This is a genomic window from Oleiphilus sp. HI0079 (assembly GCF_001635105.1).
The window spans coordinates 1-16,006 of sequence record NZ_LWFT01000135.1 but is presented as its reverse complement, the minus strand read 5'-3'; the positions used below and the strand labels follow the sequence as shown (position 1 = coordinate 16,006).

Sequence of the window (16,006 nt, the reverse complement as noted above, 5' to 3'; positions counted from 1 at the left end):
TAATGCTTTAAACAATAGCCTGTTTAAAGGCCTTAGCTAGGAAAAGTTTTGAGTAAAATGTCAAAACAATGTAAAAAACAAATATGACAACGCACTGTCATATAAGTGTCATAAAACAATCATATAGTTCGTCTCAAGCCTAAGTTACACATTACAGCTAGGTGTTTCAAAAACTCGAATTATTCGTAGGAGACGGTAGTGAGATTTAAAAAACTAATCGGTGCAATGGCGATCACAGCGCTTTCAAGTGTTGCGACTGCTCAAGTAGATCAAAACATCCCAGCATACGAAAAGGCTAGCGGTGTTTCTGGTAACCTTTCAAGTGTGGGTTCAGACACACTAGCAAACCTAATGACGCTATGGGCAGAAGACTTCAAACGCAACTACCCAAATGTAAACATCCAAATTCAAGCAGCCGGTTCATCTACTGCGCCACCTGCATTGACCGAAGGTACTTCAAATCTTGGCCCAATGAGCCGTAAAATGAAGGACAAAGAGCGCGAAGCATTCGAAAAGCGTTTCGGCTACCCACCAACAGCCGTTCCTGTTGCAATCGATGCTCTTGCGGTATTCGTCAACAAAGACAACCCAATCAAAGGTTTGAACATTTCTGAAATTGATGCCGTATTCTCTTCAACTCGTAAGTGCGGTTTTGATAAAGATGTAACAACTTGGGGCGATGTTGGTCTTGAGGGCGCGCTTGCTGATAAGTCAATTCAGCTTTTCGGACGCAACTCAGTATCGGGTACCTATGGTTACTTTAAAAAGAAAGCGCTTTGTAAAGGTGACTTCAAGAACAACGTAAACGAGCAACCAGGTTCAGCCTCTGTTGTTCAGGGCGTATCAGAGTCTGTAAACGGTATCGGTTACTCAGGTATCGGCTACAAAACTGCATCAGTTCGTGCTTTGCCTCTAGCGAAGAAAGGTTCTGACTATATCGAAGCAACACCTGAAAACGCAGTTTCAGGCGCTTACCCGCTATCTCGCTTCCTTTACATGTACGTTAACAAGGCGCCAAACAAGCCCCTTGATCCGATCACAGCTGAATTCATTAAGTTGATCATGTCTCAGCAAGGTCAGGAAGTGGTAGTAAAAGACGGTTATGTTCCACTACCAGCTGCTGTTGTCGAAAAGCAATTTAAAGCGCTTGGCCTTTAATTAGGCAACTTCGAATACCACTCGAAGTTCGCTAAAGAACAAAAACCCTCCGCCAGTAAGGCGGAGGGTTTTTGTCGTGAAAGGCATTTGTATTTTTCAGTTTTTAACAGTTAACTACGTTCTCTCAATTTATCGGTATTATTTATGAGCGAATCTACACCGCAACAACCTGATCTGGACTTTAATAGCCCAAGGTTGATCCGCCACAGAAAAACGCGAAAGTTTAAAGACGAATTCGCGCGCATTTCCATCGGCACCGGGGGTATTAGTGTAATCGTCGCGATTACGCTAATTTTCTTCTATTTACTCTATGAAGTAGCGCCGCTGTTTGCCAGCGCAGAAGCTGAGCGTATCGCCAGTTATGAGGTTCCGGCAAAAGAGGCCGGCAAAACCATCTATAGCGGTGCAGAAGAGCAAGGCGAAAAAGCATTTCGTGTGACGGATCTCGGAAGCGTTATTTTCTACAACACGCTCGATGGCAGCATTCATAGCCAAGTTGACTTGCCGATTGAAGAAGGCGTAGTTGTTACTAGCGTTGCCAATGCGGATCCAGCATCCAGAACCTTCGTTTTAGGTTTAAGCAATGGCACCGCTTTAGTTTTGAAGCACAGCTACAAAATCACCTACCCTAATGATCAACGTGTGATTGAGCCGTTCATCGAGTTTCCGTTTGGCGAAGAAGCCATGATGCTCGACCCTGCCGGTGATGCACTCAAAGAGATTGCCATTGCAATGAGCGACAGTGCCTTAATGGTTGCTGCAGTCAGTGCATCAGACGCGCTCGTTGCCCAGCAGTTCGATCAAGAAGAAGACTTCCTAAGTGGCGAAATTCGCCTGGTACCTAATGACATCGAGCTCCCCGATCTAAACGTGAAGGCAAAAAACATTATCGTCGAGCCTCGCATGCGCTTTGTGTTCATCTCAACAGAAAAAGGCAAAATTCAGGTCTTGGATCTGCGTGCTGACCGCGAAGATATCGTCAATAGCACCTTGCAGGTTGGCTCAGTTGAAACGGGCATAGCCAATATGACCCTGCTGCTTGGCGGTGCTTCTATACTTGTATCGGATACCAATGGCGCTACCAGTCAATGGTTTATGGTGCGCGATGACGACAATGATTACAGCTTGCAGAAAATCCGTACCTTCGAAGCCGTCGGCGGGTCCGTGAGTGCGGTTGATATTGAGCAGCGCCGTAAAGGCTTTGTGGTTGCCGATACCACAGGCCAAATTGTCTTCTACAACAGTACTGCACACTCTACTGCATTGCGCATTGATGCTGAGGCGGAGGTCTCTCACGTTGCTATAGCGCCTCGAGCAAACAAGCTATTGGTAGAAACCAACGAAGGAATGATTCAATGGTGGAATGTAGAGAACGAACACCCAGAGATTTCCTTCTCCGCGCTTTGGAGCAAAGTTTGGTATGAGGGTTATCAAGAGCCCGAATACATTTGGCAATCATCTGCTGCAAACAATGACTTCGAACCAAAATACAGCCTGTCACCTCTTGCCTTCGGTACCTTAAAAGCGGCGTTTTACGCCATGCTTGTAGCGACACCATTGGCTATCTGTGGCGCCTTGTATACGGCTTACTTTATGTCGCCGCGACTTCGCAGAAAGGTCAAACCTTCTATCGAGTTAATGGAAGCACTACCCACCGTTATCCTTGGTTTTCTAGCCGGTTTGTTCTTCGCGCCATTCATGGAAGAGAACTTACCAGGCGTTTTCTCGGTACTGATCATCACGCCTATTTTCATTCTGTTGTTTGGGTATCTCTGGACCAACCTTCCTGTCGCGATTCGCCATAAGATTCCGGATGGATGGGACCCAGTTCTACTGATTCCGGTAATCATTGCCGGCGGCTGGATTAGCATGGCGATCAGCCCAGCACTTGAAACAATCTTGTTTGATGGTGACATGCGTCAATGGCTCACTAACTCTGCTGGCATCGATTTTGACCAGCGAAATGCTTTAGTTGTTGGCGCTGCGATGGGCTTTGCGGTTATTCCGACCATCTTCTCTATCACCGAGGATGCGGTGTTCAGCGTACCAAAGCACCTAACTCAAGGCTCTTTGGCGCTCGGGGCAACTCAGTGGCAAACCATGGTTCGCGTTATTCTGCCCACAGCCAGTCCAGGAATTTTCTCTGCCGTGATGATCGGCATGGGCCGTGCGGTCGGCGAAACGATGATCGTCTTAATGGCCACCGGCAACACGCCAATTATGGACATCAACATCTTTGAAGGCATGCGAACACTCTCCGCCAATATTGCGGTGGAAATGCCTGAATCCGAGGTCGGCAGTACGCATTACCGCATTCTGTTTCTAGCGGCATTCGTCCTGTTCCTGTTTACCTTCGTGGTAAACACTCTGGCCGAATTTGTCCGTCAGCGCCTGCGCAACAAGTACAGTGTAATTTAAGGAGCTTATCGTGCGCGTATCAGTAAAAAAATGGTTTAAAAACGGCGACCCGTGGGTTTGGTTCAATGCCGGCGCCGTCGCGATAAGCATGGTCATGGTATTTGGCCTGCTCTATCTCATCGCCAGCCGCGGACTAGTGCACTTTTGGGCACACGACGTCATGCAGGCTCAAGTTGAGGCGAAAGACGGTTCAAGCTACACCATCATTGGTGAGATGGTCGAAACAGTGGAAGTCTCGGCAATTCAACTTCGTGATGCGGGATACAGCATCCCAGAGGGTCTTGAACATCTTGATCGCAATCTCATCAAGCTGGGTAACAGGGATATTACCGGAGCGGACTTTCGCTGGATCCTCGACCGAAACATTTCGGATAAAACCTACCCTGAAGACATTATCGTTATGGAGCGACGTGAGTGGGGTAATTTCTATGGTTACCTCAAGCAAGTCATTGAGGCCGATAACGTGGTGGCTGAGAACGACGCCGCATGGCCGGAGTTTGAAACACGACTTGAGCGTGCATTGGAGATCTACTCCCAGATTCACGAGATCGAAAAAGGTGAGATTGGGTCAATCAATGCGGGCATGGAACGACTGCGTCTCAAACAACGCAAACTTGAGCTTGAAAACCGTCTAACGGCACAAGCACAAGCAGAGATAGCCGAAGAACGTGCAGTACTTGATGCACAATATGCTGGATTGCAGGATCAATTGATCGATCTCTACACCCAGATCAACCGCGACAAAGTACGCGTGCAAAGCATGGATGGCACACAAATCACCGTTGATCTTGCAAAAGTGGTCAATGCCTACCAGCCTAACGCCATGAGTCTAGGGGATAAGCTGGGGTTTTATGTTGCTAAACTCTACGAGTTTGTAAGCGACGAACCACGCGAAGCGAACACCGAAGGTGGTATCTTCCCGGCTATTTTCGGCACGGTATTAATGGTGATCATTATGTCGATCATCGTGACACCATTCGGTGTAATCGCGGCCGTCTATCTGAGAGAGTATGCCCATCAGGGAACGTTGACGCGTATTATTCGCATCGCAGTAAATAATCTGGCAGGTGTACCCTCCATTGTCTACGGTGTATTCGGGCTGGGCTTTTTCATCTATTTCGTGGGTTCGGGCATTGATCAGGCGTTTTTCCCTGAAGCATTACCTTCACCAACCTACGGCACCGGTGGCTTGCTCTGGGCGTCAATTACACTCGCAATTCTTACTTTGCCTGTTGTTATCGTTGCTACCGAGGAAGGTCTTTCTCGTATCCCGCGTTCTATTCGCGAGGGTAGTCTCGCGCTGGGTGCCACCAAAGCAGAAACGCTTTGGCGCGTTATCTTGCCAATGGCAAGCCCAGCAATGATGACCGGTGTAATACTGGCCATTGCGCGAGCAGCAGGCGAAGTTGCGCCCTTGATGTTAGTTGGTGTGGTAAAGCTAGCGCCTTCGCTTCCACTTGATGGTAACTACCCTTACCTGCATTTAGACCAAAAATTCATGCACTTGGGCTTCCACATCTATGACGTTGGATTTCAAAGCCCGAACGTAGAAGCAGCACGACCACTCGTGTATGCAACGTCACTTTTATTGGTGGCGGTTATCGCTCTGTTGAATTTGTCAGCCGTCGCGATTCGCAACAGACTACGTGAAAAATACAAAGCGCTTGAGATGTAACCCAAGCGCTCATCCGAAATTAGTATTAGAGATTTAACCAAAGAGTTTGATATGGAAAACCAGAATTCAAGCACAAGCACAGAAAACACAAGCGCGACTGCACCAAATAGCGATCGCACCCATGGTATCGACATTAGCAGTCTTTCACGCGCAGAGAATACCTTGCGTTTAGAAGACGAAAAGATTGCACTGAAAGTGAATGACCTTCGTCTCAGTTATGGAGAAAAAGAAGCACTTCACGGTATCAACATGACCATTCCACAAAACCGGGTGACGGCGTTTATCGGCCCATCAGGCTGTGGTAAATCAACGCTATTGCGCTGCTTTAACCGAATGAACGATTTGGTAGATGGCGTCAACATTAGCGGAAAAGTGTTGCTAGAAGAGCAAGATATTTACGACAAAAAAGTCGAAGTCGCTGACCTTCGCCGTCGTGTTGGCATGGTATTCCAAAAGCCGAATCCATTTCCGAAGAGCATCTACGAAAACGTTGCCTACGGTTTACGTATTCAAGGCATTAATAGCAAACGCGTACTGGATGAGACGGTCGAATGGTCATTGCGCTCAGCCGCGCTTTGGGACGAAGTAAAAGATCGCCTAAACGACAGCGCGCTCGGTCTGTCTGGCGGTCAGCAACAGCGTTTGGTTATCGCGCGTACGGTTGCTGTAAAACCAGAGGTATTGCTGCTCGATGAGCCGGCTTCAGCCCTTGATCCACTCTCAACACTGAAGATTGAAGAGCTTATTCATCAGCTTAAGGATGACTATACTATTGTTATCGTTACCCACAACATGCAGCAGGCTGCACGTGTTTCTGACTACACCGCATTCATGTATATGGGCGATTTGATCGAGTTTGGTAATACAGACCAACTGTTCACAAACCCGAGTAAGAAACAGACAGAAGACTACATCACAGGCCGTTACGGTTAATTTCACGGACGATAGATAAGGGGATACATAATGAGCTCACCAACACATGAGTCACACAACCAGCATATCTCACAACAGTTCAATCAGAACCTGAGTGAGTTGCGCAGCCACTTTCTCGAGATGGGCGGCCTGGTCCAAAGACAAATCACCGACGCCGTGGAGTCTCTCTTGGAATCTGACACGGCGCTTGCCGAGAGTGTTCGAGATACAGAGAAAAACGTCGACGATATGGAGCGGATGATCGATGAGGAATGTACACAAATCATTGCTCGAAGACAGCCCGCTGCCAGCGATCTTCGCTTGGTTATTTCCACGGTTAAGATGGTTGCCGATCTCGAACGAATCGGTGATGAAGCCGCCAAGATCGCCAAAATGGCCGTCCAAATAAGCGACCAAGGCAAACTACCTCGGGGCTACGTTGAAGTACGTCATATCAGCAAGCATGTTGTGCAAATGGTAAATGGTGCACTTGATGCGTTCGCTCGATTTGACGCGAATATGGCACTCGATATTATTCGCGAAGACCGAGCGGTCGATGAGGAATATGGGTCAGCAATTCGTTCGCTCATGACATTCATGATGGAAGATCCGCGGAGTATTTCTCAAGTACATAATGTACTTTGGGTGCTGCGTGCACTCGAGCGAATCGGAGATCACGCAGCGAATGTTGCTGAGTATGTGATCTATTTGGTGAAAGGCGAAGACATCCGCCACATGAAAATTGCCGAAGCAGAACAACTTATTGAAGGCAACTAGCTTCGCGTCTCAGCTTTTACAAGCTTAGATAAAAACAAAAAGCGCTCAACTGAGCGCTTTTTTTATACCTTCAACTTATCAGTATAAGGCGGCCAGCCAAGCGGTTTTCCTGCCAAAACATGCAAGTGAATGTGGTACACAGATTGTCCGCCATATTCATTACAGTTCATCACGGTTCTAAACCCCTGTTCCGCAAAGCCCTTCTCATTTGCAATGCTCTTCGCTACCCAGAACAAGTGCCCGACCAATGACTTGTCGTCTTCCTGAATATCATTGATGGTTGCAATCGGCTTTTTTGGGATCACCAAAAAGTGCACCGGAGCCTGCGCCTGAATATCGTTAAATGCGAGACAAAGATCGTCTTCGTATATGATCTCTGCGGGGATTTCTTTATTAATGATTTTGGTAAAAATCGTTTCTGCCATTTTGAAACTTACTCCGTGTATCTTTTAATTTGCTAATCGCTAACTCGAGCGAGTCGCGGTATGTCACCTTGCAGCCCCGTCGCATACTCCACCACCTTACGCTTGACCGGCCCCGAGCGATTCGCCAAGCCCAAACCGATATTGCGCATCACCTGAAGCGGAGTTGAGCGACTACTAAAGCCAAGGTAGAACGCATCCATCGCAGTCATCATTAACTGGTTGTACTTTCGCCTAACGCGCTCATAGTCACGAGCAACACGAGCATCACGCAGCGAAACACCCTCAAGCTTCGCCTTGCCAAGCTTTTCAATCAGCACCGCAGCATCCATAAAACCGAGGTTCACCCCCTGCCCGGCTAAGGGGTTAATGGTATGCGCTGCGTCACCGGCGAGCACGATACCGTCACTCCAATACTGCTGCGCATGCGATTTAACCAGCGGGAACGAGGCGACCTGAATGATCTCCTCTATCTCTGGCAAAGTAGCGGGGAAATTGGCTTGTATTCGTTGTTTCAGCTGCGCGACCTTTAGCGACTTGAGCTCGGCAATGGTATCCGCCGAGTCGTACCAAACCAACGAACCATAATGGGCGCCCGCAACGGGGCTAAGAGGTAAAAATGCCAGCGGCCCCTCAGGGCGAAATGACTGCCAAGTCCCGGTTTGCAGCGAACCCTTATAACGAATAGTGACGACCATTGCGTGTTGCTCATACGCTTCGGCATATTGGCCAATGCCAGCCAACTGACGAATTTGCGACTGCCCGCCATCGGCCCCAATCACAAGTTCCGTAGTCAGAACGTCACCATTGCAGAGTCCCAGAACACGCGCCTCAGCGCTTGCCGACATAGACTCAATCGATGTATCCGTAAACAAGCTGATTTGCGGCAACTCGTTGATACGTTGCAACAAGCCCCCCTGAACCACATCGTTTTCTACAATATGCCCAAGATGATCGCGGCCTAGTTCAGCCGCCTCAAAACGGGTTGTCGCCCACTTGCTGATATCAGGAAGCTTGGACACCAAGCCTGTCTTCGCATGTCGTTCATGAACCGAGAGATAGTCGTAAGGAAATACCCGTTGCGCTGCAATGTGTTGCCATGCACCAAGATTCCGAAGAAGTTGTTCACTTGCCAGGTTAAGTGCCGAAACGCGAATGCGCGGCGGCTCATCACTACTCACTGGTTTTGGCAGCGCTTTATCAATCAGCGCTATACGGAAGTTCTGCTGGGCTAAACCGCACGCGATTGCGCCGCCGACCATTCCGGCACCGACGATCACAACATCAAAATGAAGAGACTTATTCTGCATATCGGCCTAATTTCGAAGCACTGAGCTTGTAAAATCCACTATCAGACACACATAGGTATGCGTTAGGGTTTGATTTATGATTAAGATCATAACGTGATGCGCAGAGGCTAGAAAGTACTTTCAATGGCTATTTCATCTTTCCGATTCGTGCTGGTTTTTCTTTGTGTTGGCCTCACAACCACAACACATGTACATGCCGCGTTTCCTGAACGCCTGATCCAGGGAACATCGGTGCCGTCGCTAGCCCCCATCGTAAAACAAGCCGCACCTGCGGTCGTCAACGTTTCAACTTATACGATAAGAGCGCATCGTAACCCGCTACTCTCGTCCCCCTTTTTTCGACATTTTTTTCAACTCCCCGAAGACCCCGCTGTCACCAAGCGCACTCAAAGTGCTGGTTCCGGTGTTATCGTTGACGCAGAGAATGGTTTTGTATTGACCAACCATCATGTGATTCAGAATGCCGATGAAGTTGAGATTACCTTACAAGACGGTCGTCGCTTTAAAGCAACGATCTTAGGCTCGGATAAAAAGGTCGACCTTGCCGTATTGCAAATCCCGGCAGAGAACCTTACCAGCATCCCTCTCGCATCCGACAATGCGGTTCAAGTTGGTGATTTTGTGCTGGCAATTGGTAGCCCGTTTGGCTTACAGCAAACAGTCACCAGTGGGATTGTGAGTGCCCTTGGCCGCAATGGCCTTGGCGTACAAGGCTATGAAGACTTTATTCAAACCGATGCGTCCATCAACCCCGGTAACTCCGGTGGAGCGTTGATTGATTTAAGAGGAACGTTGATAGGAATTAACTCAGCCATACTCGCTCCTTCAGGTGGCAATGTCGGCATCGGCTTTGCCATACCGTCAGAAGTCGCTCAATCGGTCATGAACCAGCTAATCCTTTACGGTGAAGTAAAGCGTGGCGGAATAGGCGCACGTTTTCAGGACCTTACGCCAGAACTTGCGAACGCCTTCGAACTCAATCGCTATCAGGGCGCCTTGGTCAATAGCGTAAAAGTAGAGAGTAGCTCTGAACGAGCAGGGCTGAAAGCAGGAGATCTCATTATCGAGGCCAATGATCGTCCAGTAAATAGCGCTGCCGACATGGCCAACAGAATCGGGTTGTCCCCTCTTGGTAGTGTTGTCGCGCTTAAGGTCATTCGCGATGGAAAACCCATTCAACTAGAAGTGACGATAGAGGAAATCCCAATTCCTGAGATAGCCGGTGATAAGTTACACCCGAGCCTGTCAGGAGTAAGACTGCAGGATCTCATTCATCCGGATTATGAATCTGCCGTTGGCTGCATCATCGTTGATATTGATCAGGGCTCACCCGCCGCCCAACAGGGTTTGGAGATCGGCGACATCATTTTTGGCGCAAACCAAAAACGCGTTCACAATATCGATGAGTTAGTGTATCTGACAAGTCGCGAACCGCTGCGAAGCTTTAATCTTCGCCGCGGCTATCAAGAACTTAGCTTGTATTTACGTTGATCGATTAACTCGCCTTACGACGTAACATCCAATCTGGACGAGACACCCCAATTCGAGCAAAGCCTTCGCTCAAGGTCATCGGTTGCGCAAGCATTTTATAGTCTTTGAAGTCCATCTTGACTGACTGGTTGTGCGTACCACCCCGAAACACAATCGCACCGCTTTCGTTGAACCCCTCGTACATGTACATAGGGATTTCGTACATTCGACCGAATGGAGGCATCGCACCCAACTCGCACTGAGGAAACTTGCTTTCAAACTCCGTCTCTGTAGCGAGATCAACCAATTCAGTTCCCATGGCCCGCGTGAAACGATCCCAACGAATGCGACATGAAGCGGGTAAAACGACCATGGAAAGCACGCCATCGAGATACACCATCACTGTCTTGGCGACCTGCTCACTTTCTACCTTTACTAGGTCTGCAATTTCTTTTGCCGTGTAGGCAGGAGAGTGTTCAATAGATTCGTATGCGACATCATGCGCATCCAGGTATTCTTGTAATTGTTTTATTGGCATCGTACTACCTCCACCGTTGATCCAGACTTGTCATTGCTTACAAGTTGAAAATGTATTGCCAGGAGAGCCCAAGCAAGTACAGGTACACGTTACACCCAAGAATCAAATTATTTCGTGATCACACACACTGAGTTAGTTGAATACACGTCACAAATTGATCGCCATTTTACCGATTTAACACATTTGTGACGTGCAGATTTCAGAACTGCAATATAACGCAGGTTATGCTATCCGTTATCAAGAATTACTGCCCTCTTGAGGAATCATATGCACATCGCGCTGCGGAAACGGGATCGAAATACCTTCTGCATCAAAGGCTTTTTTCATTGCCTCATGAATATCAAAATATACGCCCCAGTAGTCAGATGTATTTACCCATAGTCTAACGGTAAAGTTGACAGAGCTATCCGCAAGCTCGCTTAAGACAATCATTTTCGCGGGATCTTTAAGTACACGCTCATCAGCTGCACTCACCTTATCAATGATGCTCTTCACCTTGTCAATGTCATCGTCGTAGCCCACACCAAAGACGAAATCAACGCGGCGTTTCGGCTCATGATTTATGTTTACCAACGCACCGTTAGATAGCGCGCCATTGGGAATCACGACCATACGGTTATCTGCCGTAAGCAAAATGGTATTAAAGATTTGAATCTCTTTTACCGTAGCGATGTAACCCTGCGCATCAATCAAATCACCCACTTTGAATGGTTTGAAAAACAGAATAAGCACGCCACCAGCGAAGTTCGAAAGACTGCCCTGCAAGGCGAGACCGACGGCCAAACCCGCAGCACCTAAAACAGCAATCAAAGAGGTTGTTTCAATGCCAATGTAAGAAGCAACGGTAATAATTAAGATCGCTTTCAGAAAAACAGAGAGCAAGCTTTTTAAGAACGCTGCGAGCGTTTTATCAGCACGCGAAATCAGATGTTTCTCGAGGGAGCCTACAACACGATTAATAAGCCAAAACCCGACAACCAGGCTCACAATAGCAATCACCGCTTTCGGTCCGTAGGTCATTGCAAACTGCATGGCTTGATCGCCTAACTCGAGTACTTTTTCTTCAGTAACACTTTCTAGTGACATCGTTCTATCCTTTGTATTTTGTCGTTAAATACGGTCTTTGTATTTGGATGATTTTTGCGCTCAGCGTATGAACAGGCCCTGAGCATGTTATGCTTATTTTTGTCCCCTTAAATGTAGAGCCTTTAGTCTTCAAATGCCAACGCTTTTATCCCTCCAAGAGCAAATGCAGCGCACCCTCAAGAAAGCCAGACTGACCTTCACGACGCCACCCTTCTGTCCGCAAATATCGCTCGCGCTTTTTGATCCTCAGGTGCTCGAGGGGCCTATTCCGCACGACGAAGCGCAAGCCATTGTTGCCGAGCCAGCCTACTGGTCATTTTGCTGGGCAAGCGGCCAAGTGCTCGCATCCTACATACTCAACAACCCCAAGTGGGTTAAGGGAAAGCGTGTAGTTGATATTGGATCAGGCTCCGGTGTAGTGGCGCTGGCTGCCGCGCGCGCAGGTGCCAAAACGGTATGGGCCTGTGATATTGATGAGGATGCTCTGCAAGCGGTTCAGGTAAACGCTGAGCACAATGGCGTTGAGCTCCATTGCATCAAGACTCTGGACGACATCAGCGATGAGATTGATGTACTAACTGCGGCCGATGTGCTTTACGACCGAGACAATCACAGCTTGTTAGATGAATGGCGTGAGCGCAGCGGTGCCGTCTTATTGGCCGACTCCAGAATGAAGACCCTTCCTAGCGAGCACTTTGAACTTCTCGAAACCCACGAAGCGCGGACGTGGCCAGATCTAAACGAGTTTGAAGAGTTCAATACCGTTCGACTTTATCGATCTAAAACACGCTGAGGCATTTGTACTCAATCAAGCACAAACACCTTCTCCAAATGGCATAACGACATTGGCTTCCGCCAAAAGCGAACATGCCGCTCGTCGATAAGTAACAGCGATTGATGGCGAGATGCAGACCAACAGCGTCACTCAACTCTTTCGGGCACGAAACACTGTGATGTCATTGCTAGAAAGGTGTCTCGCTCTTTGTTCAATACTAACTTTGTTAAAGGGTTTGCCCTACGGTGAACGCAGTCCTGAGGAGATTTTATATTGCCTCATTGATGCTGTGGGCAAAAAGGCGTGACTCTGAAAGATGTCTAGCCCTCACGCCTGAGATTTTGGGGGCTGCGCCTTTTAAAAATGCATACATCCCCGTGTAGTTTTCTTCCAGATCGATGGTCCAAGTTTGATTTAGTTCAGTACTAAACCATATGGATTCAATAATAAACGATATGGCATATTCAACAGGATACGCTGTAAGTAGGCCCTTAGCCGTGAGATCTTTCGTTCAAACACAGCTTGCTCCTTTCTCCGACGATGAGGTTGAAGATGTAGGCTCGCTAATGAAACAAATGCGAGATCACCTAAATTCCAGCGAATTTGATCAAGACATCTCTCAAATACTGCAAGAGATTAAGCTCGCAGGAGTGAGCGGATGAATAACGCACAGCCATTGTCAAAACCGCATGCGTTAAAGAGCGTTTTAGAACTGAGAGCAGCGCTTGACCTTTTGTCTCTGCCAGTAAGGCTGTCTGCTTTGGGATTCAGTAAAAAGCAGGCTACAGGTGAAGGTAGAAATGTGTTTGTTTTACCCGGTTTTGGCGTCAGTGATGCTGCCATGGCTCCTTTACGGTTTTTCTTGACTCGACATGGTTTCAATACCATGGGCTGGGGCCTTGGCGTGAATCAAGCGGGACTGAATTTAGATCATAATCCATCTGAGATAAGCTGGGATTTTGAGCCCCCAACTCCTTACAGAGGTGAGTTCGGAGTACCACATTTATGCGATCTAATGACTGAGAAAGTCGCCTCATTTTATAAGTCGACGGGGCAATCTGTATCGTTAGTTGGGTGGAGCTTGGGCGGTGTGGTTGCCCGAGAGGTGGCAAGGGATATACCTGAAGCGGTGGACCAAGTGGTAACGATGGGTTCTCCTCTAACGGGCGGCCCAAAATACACTTCTGCAGCGCCCGCTCTAGCGAAAAGAGGGCTCGATTTAAATTGGATCGAAGCCATTGTGGAAGAACGAAAAAAAATCCCCATCCCCTGTAAGTTAAGCGCCATTGTTAGTCGCTCTGATGGCATAGTGGATTGGTCTGCCAGTGTTCTCCCTTCCGATGACCAAACTCATTATATCGAAGCCGAAGTATCTCACCTAGGAATGGGGTTCAACCGTAACGTCATGAACCTTGTGCTGCGAGAATTAACGGAGGGGTAATCAGTGATTGTTTCGTTTAAAGATGCTGCAAATTCAAGCCAAAACGTCCCGATTTTGTTTGTGCCAGGGGCCATGTCCGGCGCTTGGATTTGGGAGAATAATTTTGCCTCATTCTTTAGAAGCCAAGGTTATAAAGTGCATACGATGTCTTTCAGTGGCCACGGCTCATCGGCAGCGAAACGTCTTAGATTAAGCTTTTCAAATTACGTTGATGAGTGCGTGGCCGCAATGTCCTCTTGTGACGCGCCGCCTATTGTCATCGCTCATTCATTAGGTGGTTTAGTGGCCTTGCATGCAGCAACAAAAATTGAAACGCACTCACTCGTATTGCTCTCGCCTGTCCCCGCTTTCGGCGTGCTGGGCTCGATGGCTTCGTTAGCGAAAAAGTCACCCATCTCTGTCGCCAAATTTGTTTCTGCAGCCTGCTATTCGGGGATCACAAAACTAGGCACGCCTCCGCTTGGAATCTACTCTGACACATGTCACCCAGAAGCAGCAAAAACTGTCACCTCGCAATTACAATCTGAATCGATTCCCGTCTTAATTCGACTTCTGGCGCCTCCCGCTTTACAAAAAGAGAAACTTGACCCTGAAAAAATCCTTTTTATCGCTGCCAAAGGCGACTTGATTATTCCTTATCTGGAAGTAATCAAATCCGCGAGACATATCGGAAGTGAGGCCATTGTTTATGATGGATTAAGCCACACTTACCAAGTGGAAAGGTCATGGGAAGACATAGCCAAAGACATAACAAGGTGGTTGCATAACAGAGCACCGATACAGCAGACGTATTAACACGCTTCAGCCATGAACATCGGGTGTTTGTCGTATCGTGCAAGCCCTTTTTGATGCTCAACTAAGGCGAAACGTCGACTTTGCTCTTGATTGAATCTATCGCTTACCGCTCGAACGAGGACTCTGAATCAGCCGGAAATAAAAAAGCCGAGCGACAAGGCCCGGCTTTTAAAACGACCGTCTTGCTTATGCCTTTTGCTTACGTCGAGCAAACCCAAGGCCTGCTAGCCCTAAGCCAAGCAACGCAATTGATCCCGGCTCTGGGACATCCGCGGTTTCGATAGTAAGCGTCGAATCACCGACCCAAAAATCACCGAGACCCTTGATGGTAACATCCAACATGCCATTGGTGTTCAGTGCCAACAAGGCCTCTACTTCCAGATCAGCAGCCCAGCCTGGCGTTGCAGATCCAAACAAAGCGCCCCACGTGCCACCGGTGTCAAAATCAAAGTTTTCCACAACGATCACAGCGCCTTCACCTTTATAGTTTCTGAATCCATCATTGGAATCATCAAATATATTGATTGAAAGGCTGCCGCTCAACGCGCTCCCTAGTGTGAATGGGTCATCGCCCGGCTCCAAGAGGTTGTGCGTATAGCTGTGGACACCTTTTTCTTCACAGAAAAGCCCGCATGAAGAAGATGTTACGTACTCTTCCTGTTCAACCACATCAGTGATCAGTCCCGCAAAACTACTTGCGCTGAATGACAAAGCCATCGCCGCAAGCAATTTAGTGCTTAGTTTTTTTATCATCTTAGTTTCCTTTTAGTTGCAATACCCAGTCATCTTTATGACAAGACTCCTGACTTTCTTCCCTAACATTCGAAAGGTAAAGCGATACGTAGTCCAACTACATACCCCCGCCGTGTCAGTAAGCAATTAATAAACCGGTCCAAATTTATATATATTTTTCAATAGCTTAATAAAACTCAAACGACGAGAGTGTTAAGTAATCTGACACATTTTTTGAAGGAAGATTTTTAAGAAAACCGCGTTACACTGACGAGCAGGTGAAAGTACAGATATATAGGCTTCAGAATGGTGCCTCGGGATCAAAAAAGAGCGATTCGCCGCTCTCAGGATGCATGAACCCAAGCTGCCAAGCATGCAGCATGAGCCGATCTGAAGCTGCAAGCACATCCCCTGCCGCATAGAGTCGATCACCAAGAATAGGATGCCCAAGCGATAGCATATGCACGCGGAGTTGGTGGGTTCGTCCTGTTACGGGC

At 47.9% G+C, this 16,006-nt stretch carries 15 protein-coding genes and 1 pseudogene; 10 read left to right on the top strand and 6 right to left on the bottom strand.

Translation table 11 applies throughout. From position 1 onward, the window contains the following. The first annotated feature begins 198 nt into the window (after positions 1–198). The 5 genes from A3750_RS02095 to phoU all read left to right on the top strand — a co-directional run bounded on the left by A3750_RS02095 (position 199) and on the right by phoU (position 6,940). The gene (locus tag A3750_RS02095; protein WP_197466256.1) at positions 199–1,158 is read left to right on the top strand and encodes a PstS family phosphate ABC transporter substrate-binding protein; all 960 of its coding nucleotides are present in this window, start codon (positions 199–201) and stop codon (positions 1,156–1,158) included. Positions 1,159–1,302: 144 nt separating this feature from the next. Continuing rightward, the gene (locus A3750_RS02090) at positions 1,303–3,576 is read left to right on the top strand and encodes an ABC transporter permease subunit (protein ID WP_068454946.1); all 2,274 of its coding nucleotides are present in this window, start codon (positions 1,303–1,305) and stop codon (positions 3,574–3,576) included. Positions 3,577–3,586: 10 nt separating this feature from the next. Continuing rightward, positions 3,587–5,251 carry a phosphate ABC transporter permease PstA gene (pstA, locus tag A3750_RS02085; RefSeq protein WP_304439016.1) on the top strand — a complete coding sequence of 555 codons (1,665 nt, stop codon included), beginning with the start codon at positions 3,587–3,589 and terminating at the stop codon, positions 5,249–5,251. A gap of 51 nt (positions 5,252–5,302) precedes the next feature. After that, positions 5,303–6,184, top strand: a complete 882-nt coding sequence (gene pstB, locus A3750_RS02080) for a phosphate ABC transporter ATP-binding protein PstB (protein WP_082863154.1) — start codon at positions 5,303–5,305, stop codon at positions 6,182–6,184. A gap of 30 nt (positions 6,185–6,214) precedes the next feature. After that, positions 6,215–6,940 (top strand): phosphate signaling complex protein PhoU, encoded by a 726-nt coding sequence (phoU, locus tag A3750_RS02075; protein WP_068454940.1) that lies wholly within the window; start codon positions 6,215–6,217, stop codon positions 6,938–6,940. 62 nt (positions 6,941–7,002) lie between these two features. Here the strand turns inward: phoU and A3750_RS02070 are convergent, their stop codons facing one another. Continuing rightward, entirely contained in the window at positions 7,003–7,365 is a 363-nt protein-coding gene (locus A3750_RS02070) for a histidine triad nucleotide-binding protein (RefSeq protein ID WP_068454937.1), read from the bottom strand. A 32-nt stretch (positions 7,366–7,397) separates the two neighbouring features. Further along, complete coding sequence (locus tag A3750_RS02065; protein ID WP_068454934.1) at positions 7,398–8,672, bottom strand: FAD-dependent monooxygenase; 1,275 nt, start codon at positions 8,670–8,672, stop codon at positions 7,398–7,400. A 123-nt stretch (positions 8,673–8,795) separates the two neighbouring features. Between A3750_RS02065 and A3750_RS02060 the strand changes: the two genes are divergently transcribed. Next, on the top strand, positions 8,796–10,163 hold the full coding sequence (locus A3750_RS02060; RefSeq protein ID WP_068465968.1) for a Do family serine endopeptidase: 1,368 nt from the start codon (positions 8,796–8,798) through the stop codon (positions 10,161–10,163). A 4-nt stretch (positions 10,164–10,167) separates the two neighbouring features. On the opposite strand, the gene A3750_RS02055 is transcribed toward A3750_RS02060, so the two are convergent. Then, a complete protein-coding gene (locus tag A3750_RS02055; protein ID WP_068458745.1) occupies positions 10,168–10,680 on the bottom strand; it encodes an aminoacyl-tRNA deacylase in 513 nt (170 codons plus the stop codon). Positions 10,681–10,917: 237 nt separating this feature from the next. Next, on the bottom strand, positions 10,918–11,766 hold the full coding sequence (locus A3750_RS02050; protein WP_068458744.1) for a mechanosensitive ion channel family protein: 849 nt from the start codon (positions 11,764–11,766) through the stop codon (positions 10,918–10,920). Positions 11,767–11,899: 133 nt separating this feature from the next. On the opposite strand from A3750_RS02050, the gene A3750_RS02045 reads away from it, so the two are divergent. From A3750_RS02045 to A3750_RS02030, 4 genes are all read left to right on the top strand, one after another. Beyond that, positions 11,900–12,559: a methyltransferase gene (locus tag A3750_RS02045; protein WP_068458743.1), complete on the top strand. Its 660-nt coding sequence runs from the start codon at positions 11,900–11,902 to the stop codon at positions 12,557–12,559. Between the two features lie 479 nt (positions 12,560–13,038). Continuing rightward, a complete protein-coding gene (locus A3750_RS02040) occupies positions 13,039–13,203 on the top strand; it encodes a hypothetical protein (RefSeq protein WP_156492692.1) in 165 nt (54 codons plus the stop codon). Continuing rightward, positions 13,200–13,982 carry an alpha/beta hydrolase gene (locus A3750_RS02035; RefSeq protein ID WP_068458741.1) on the top strand — a complete coding sequence of 261 codons (783 nt, stop codon included), beginning with the start codon at positions 13,200–13,202 and terminating at the stop codon, positions 13,980–13,982. The genes A3750_RS02040 and A3750_RS02035 overlap by 4 nt, the downstream gene beginning before the upstream one ends. Before the next feature lie 3 nt (positions 13,983–13,985). Continuing rightward, on the top strand, positions 13,986–14,777 hold the full coding sequence (locus tag A3750_RS02030; protein ID WP_068465969.1) for an alpha/beta hydrolase: 792 nt from the start codon (positions 13,986–13,988) through the stop codon (positions 14,775–14,777). A gap of 186 nt (positions 14,778–14,963) precedes the next feature. On the opposite strand, the gene A3750_RS25705 is transcribed toward A3750_RS02030, so the two are convergent. After that, complete coding sequence (locus tag A3750_RS25705; protein ID WP_068458739.1) at positions 14,964–15,530, bottom strand: PEP-CTERM sorting domain-containing protein; 567 nt, start codon at positions 15,528–15,530, stop codon at positions 14,964–14,966. Positions 15,531–15,810: 280 nt separating this feature from the next. Next, positions 15,811–16,006 (bottom strand): annotated as a pseudogene (locus tag A3750_RS25700) (RNA pseudouridine synthase); the annotation flags it as partial.

Bases quoted from the DNA above. Each gene is read 5' to 3' on its own strand.
- A3750_RS02045 (WP_068458743.1), top strand. From the start codon at position 11,900: ATGCCAACGCTTTTATCCCTCCAAGAGCAAATGCAGCGCACCCTCAAG.
- A3750_RS02035 (WP_068458741.1), top strand. From the start codon at position 13,200: ATGAATAACGCACAGCCATTGTCAAAACCGCATGCGTTAAAGAGCGTT.
- A3750_RS02065 (WP_068454934.1), bottom strand. From the start codon at position 8,672: ATGCAGAATAAGTCTCTTCATTTTGATGTTGTGATCGTCGGTGCCGGA.
- pstB (WP_082863154.1), top strand. From the start codon at position 5,303: ATGGAAAACCAGAATTCAAGCACAAGCACAGAAAACACAAGCGCGACT.
- A3750_RS02050 (WP_068458744.1), bottom strand. From the start codon at position 11,766: ATGTCACTAGAAAGTGTTACTGAAGAAAAAGTACTCGAGTTAGGCGAT.
- A3750_RS02060 (WP_068465968.1), top strand. From the start codon at position 8,796: ATGGCTATTTCATCTTTCCGATTCGTGCTGGTTTTTCTTTGTGTTGGC.
- A3750_RS02090 (WP_068454946.1), top strand. From the start codon at position 1,303: ATGAGCGAATCTACACCGCAACAACCTGATCTGGACTTTAATAGCCCA.
- A3750_RS25705 (WP_068458739.1), bottom strand. From the start codon at position 15,530: ATGATAAAAAAACTAAGCACTAAATTGCTTGCGGCGATGGCTTTGTCA.
- A3750_RS02055 (WP_068458745.1), bottom strand. From the start codon at position 10,680: ATGCCAATAAAACAATTACAAGAATACCTGGATGCGCATGATGTCGCA.
- phoU (WP_068454940.1), top strand. From the start codon at position 6,215: ATGAGCTCACCAACACATGAGTCACACAACCAGCATATCTCACAACAG.
- A3750_RS02070 (WP_068454937.1), bottom strand. From the start codon at position 7,365: ATGGCAGAAACGATTTTTACCAAAATCATTAATAAAGAAATCCCCGCA.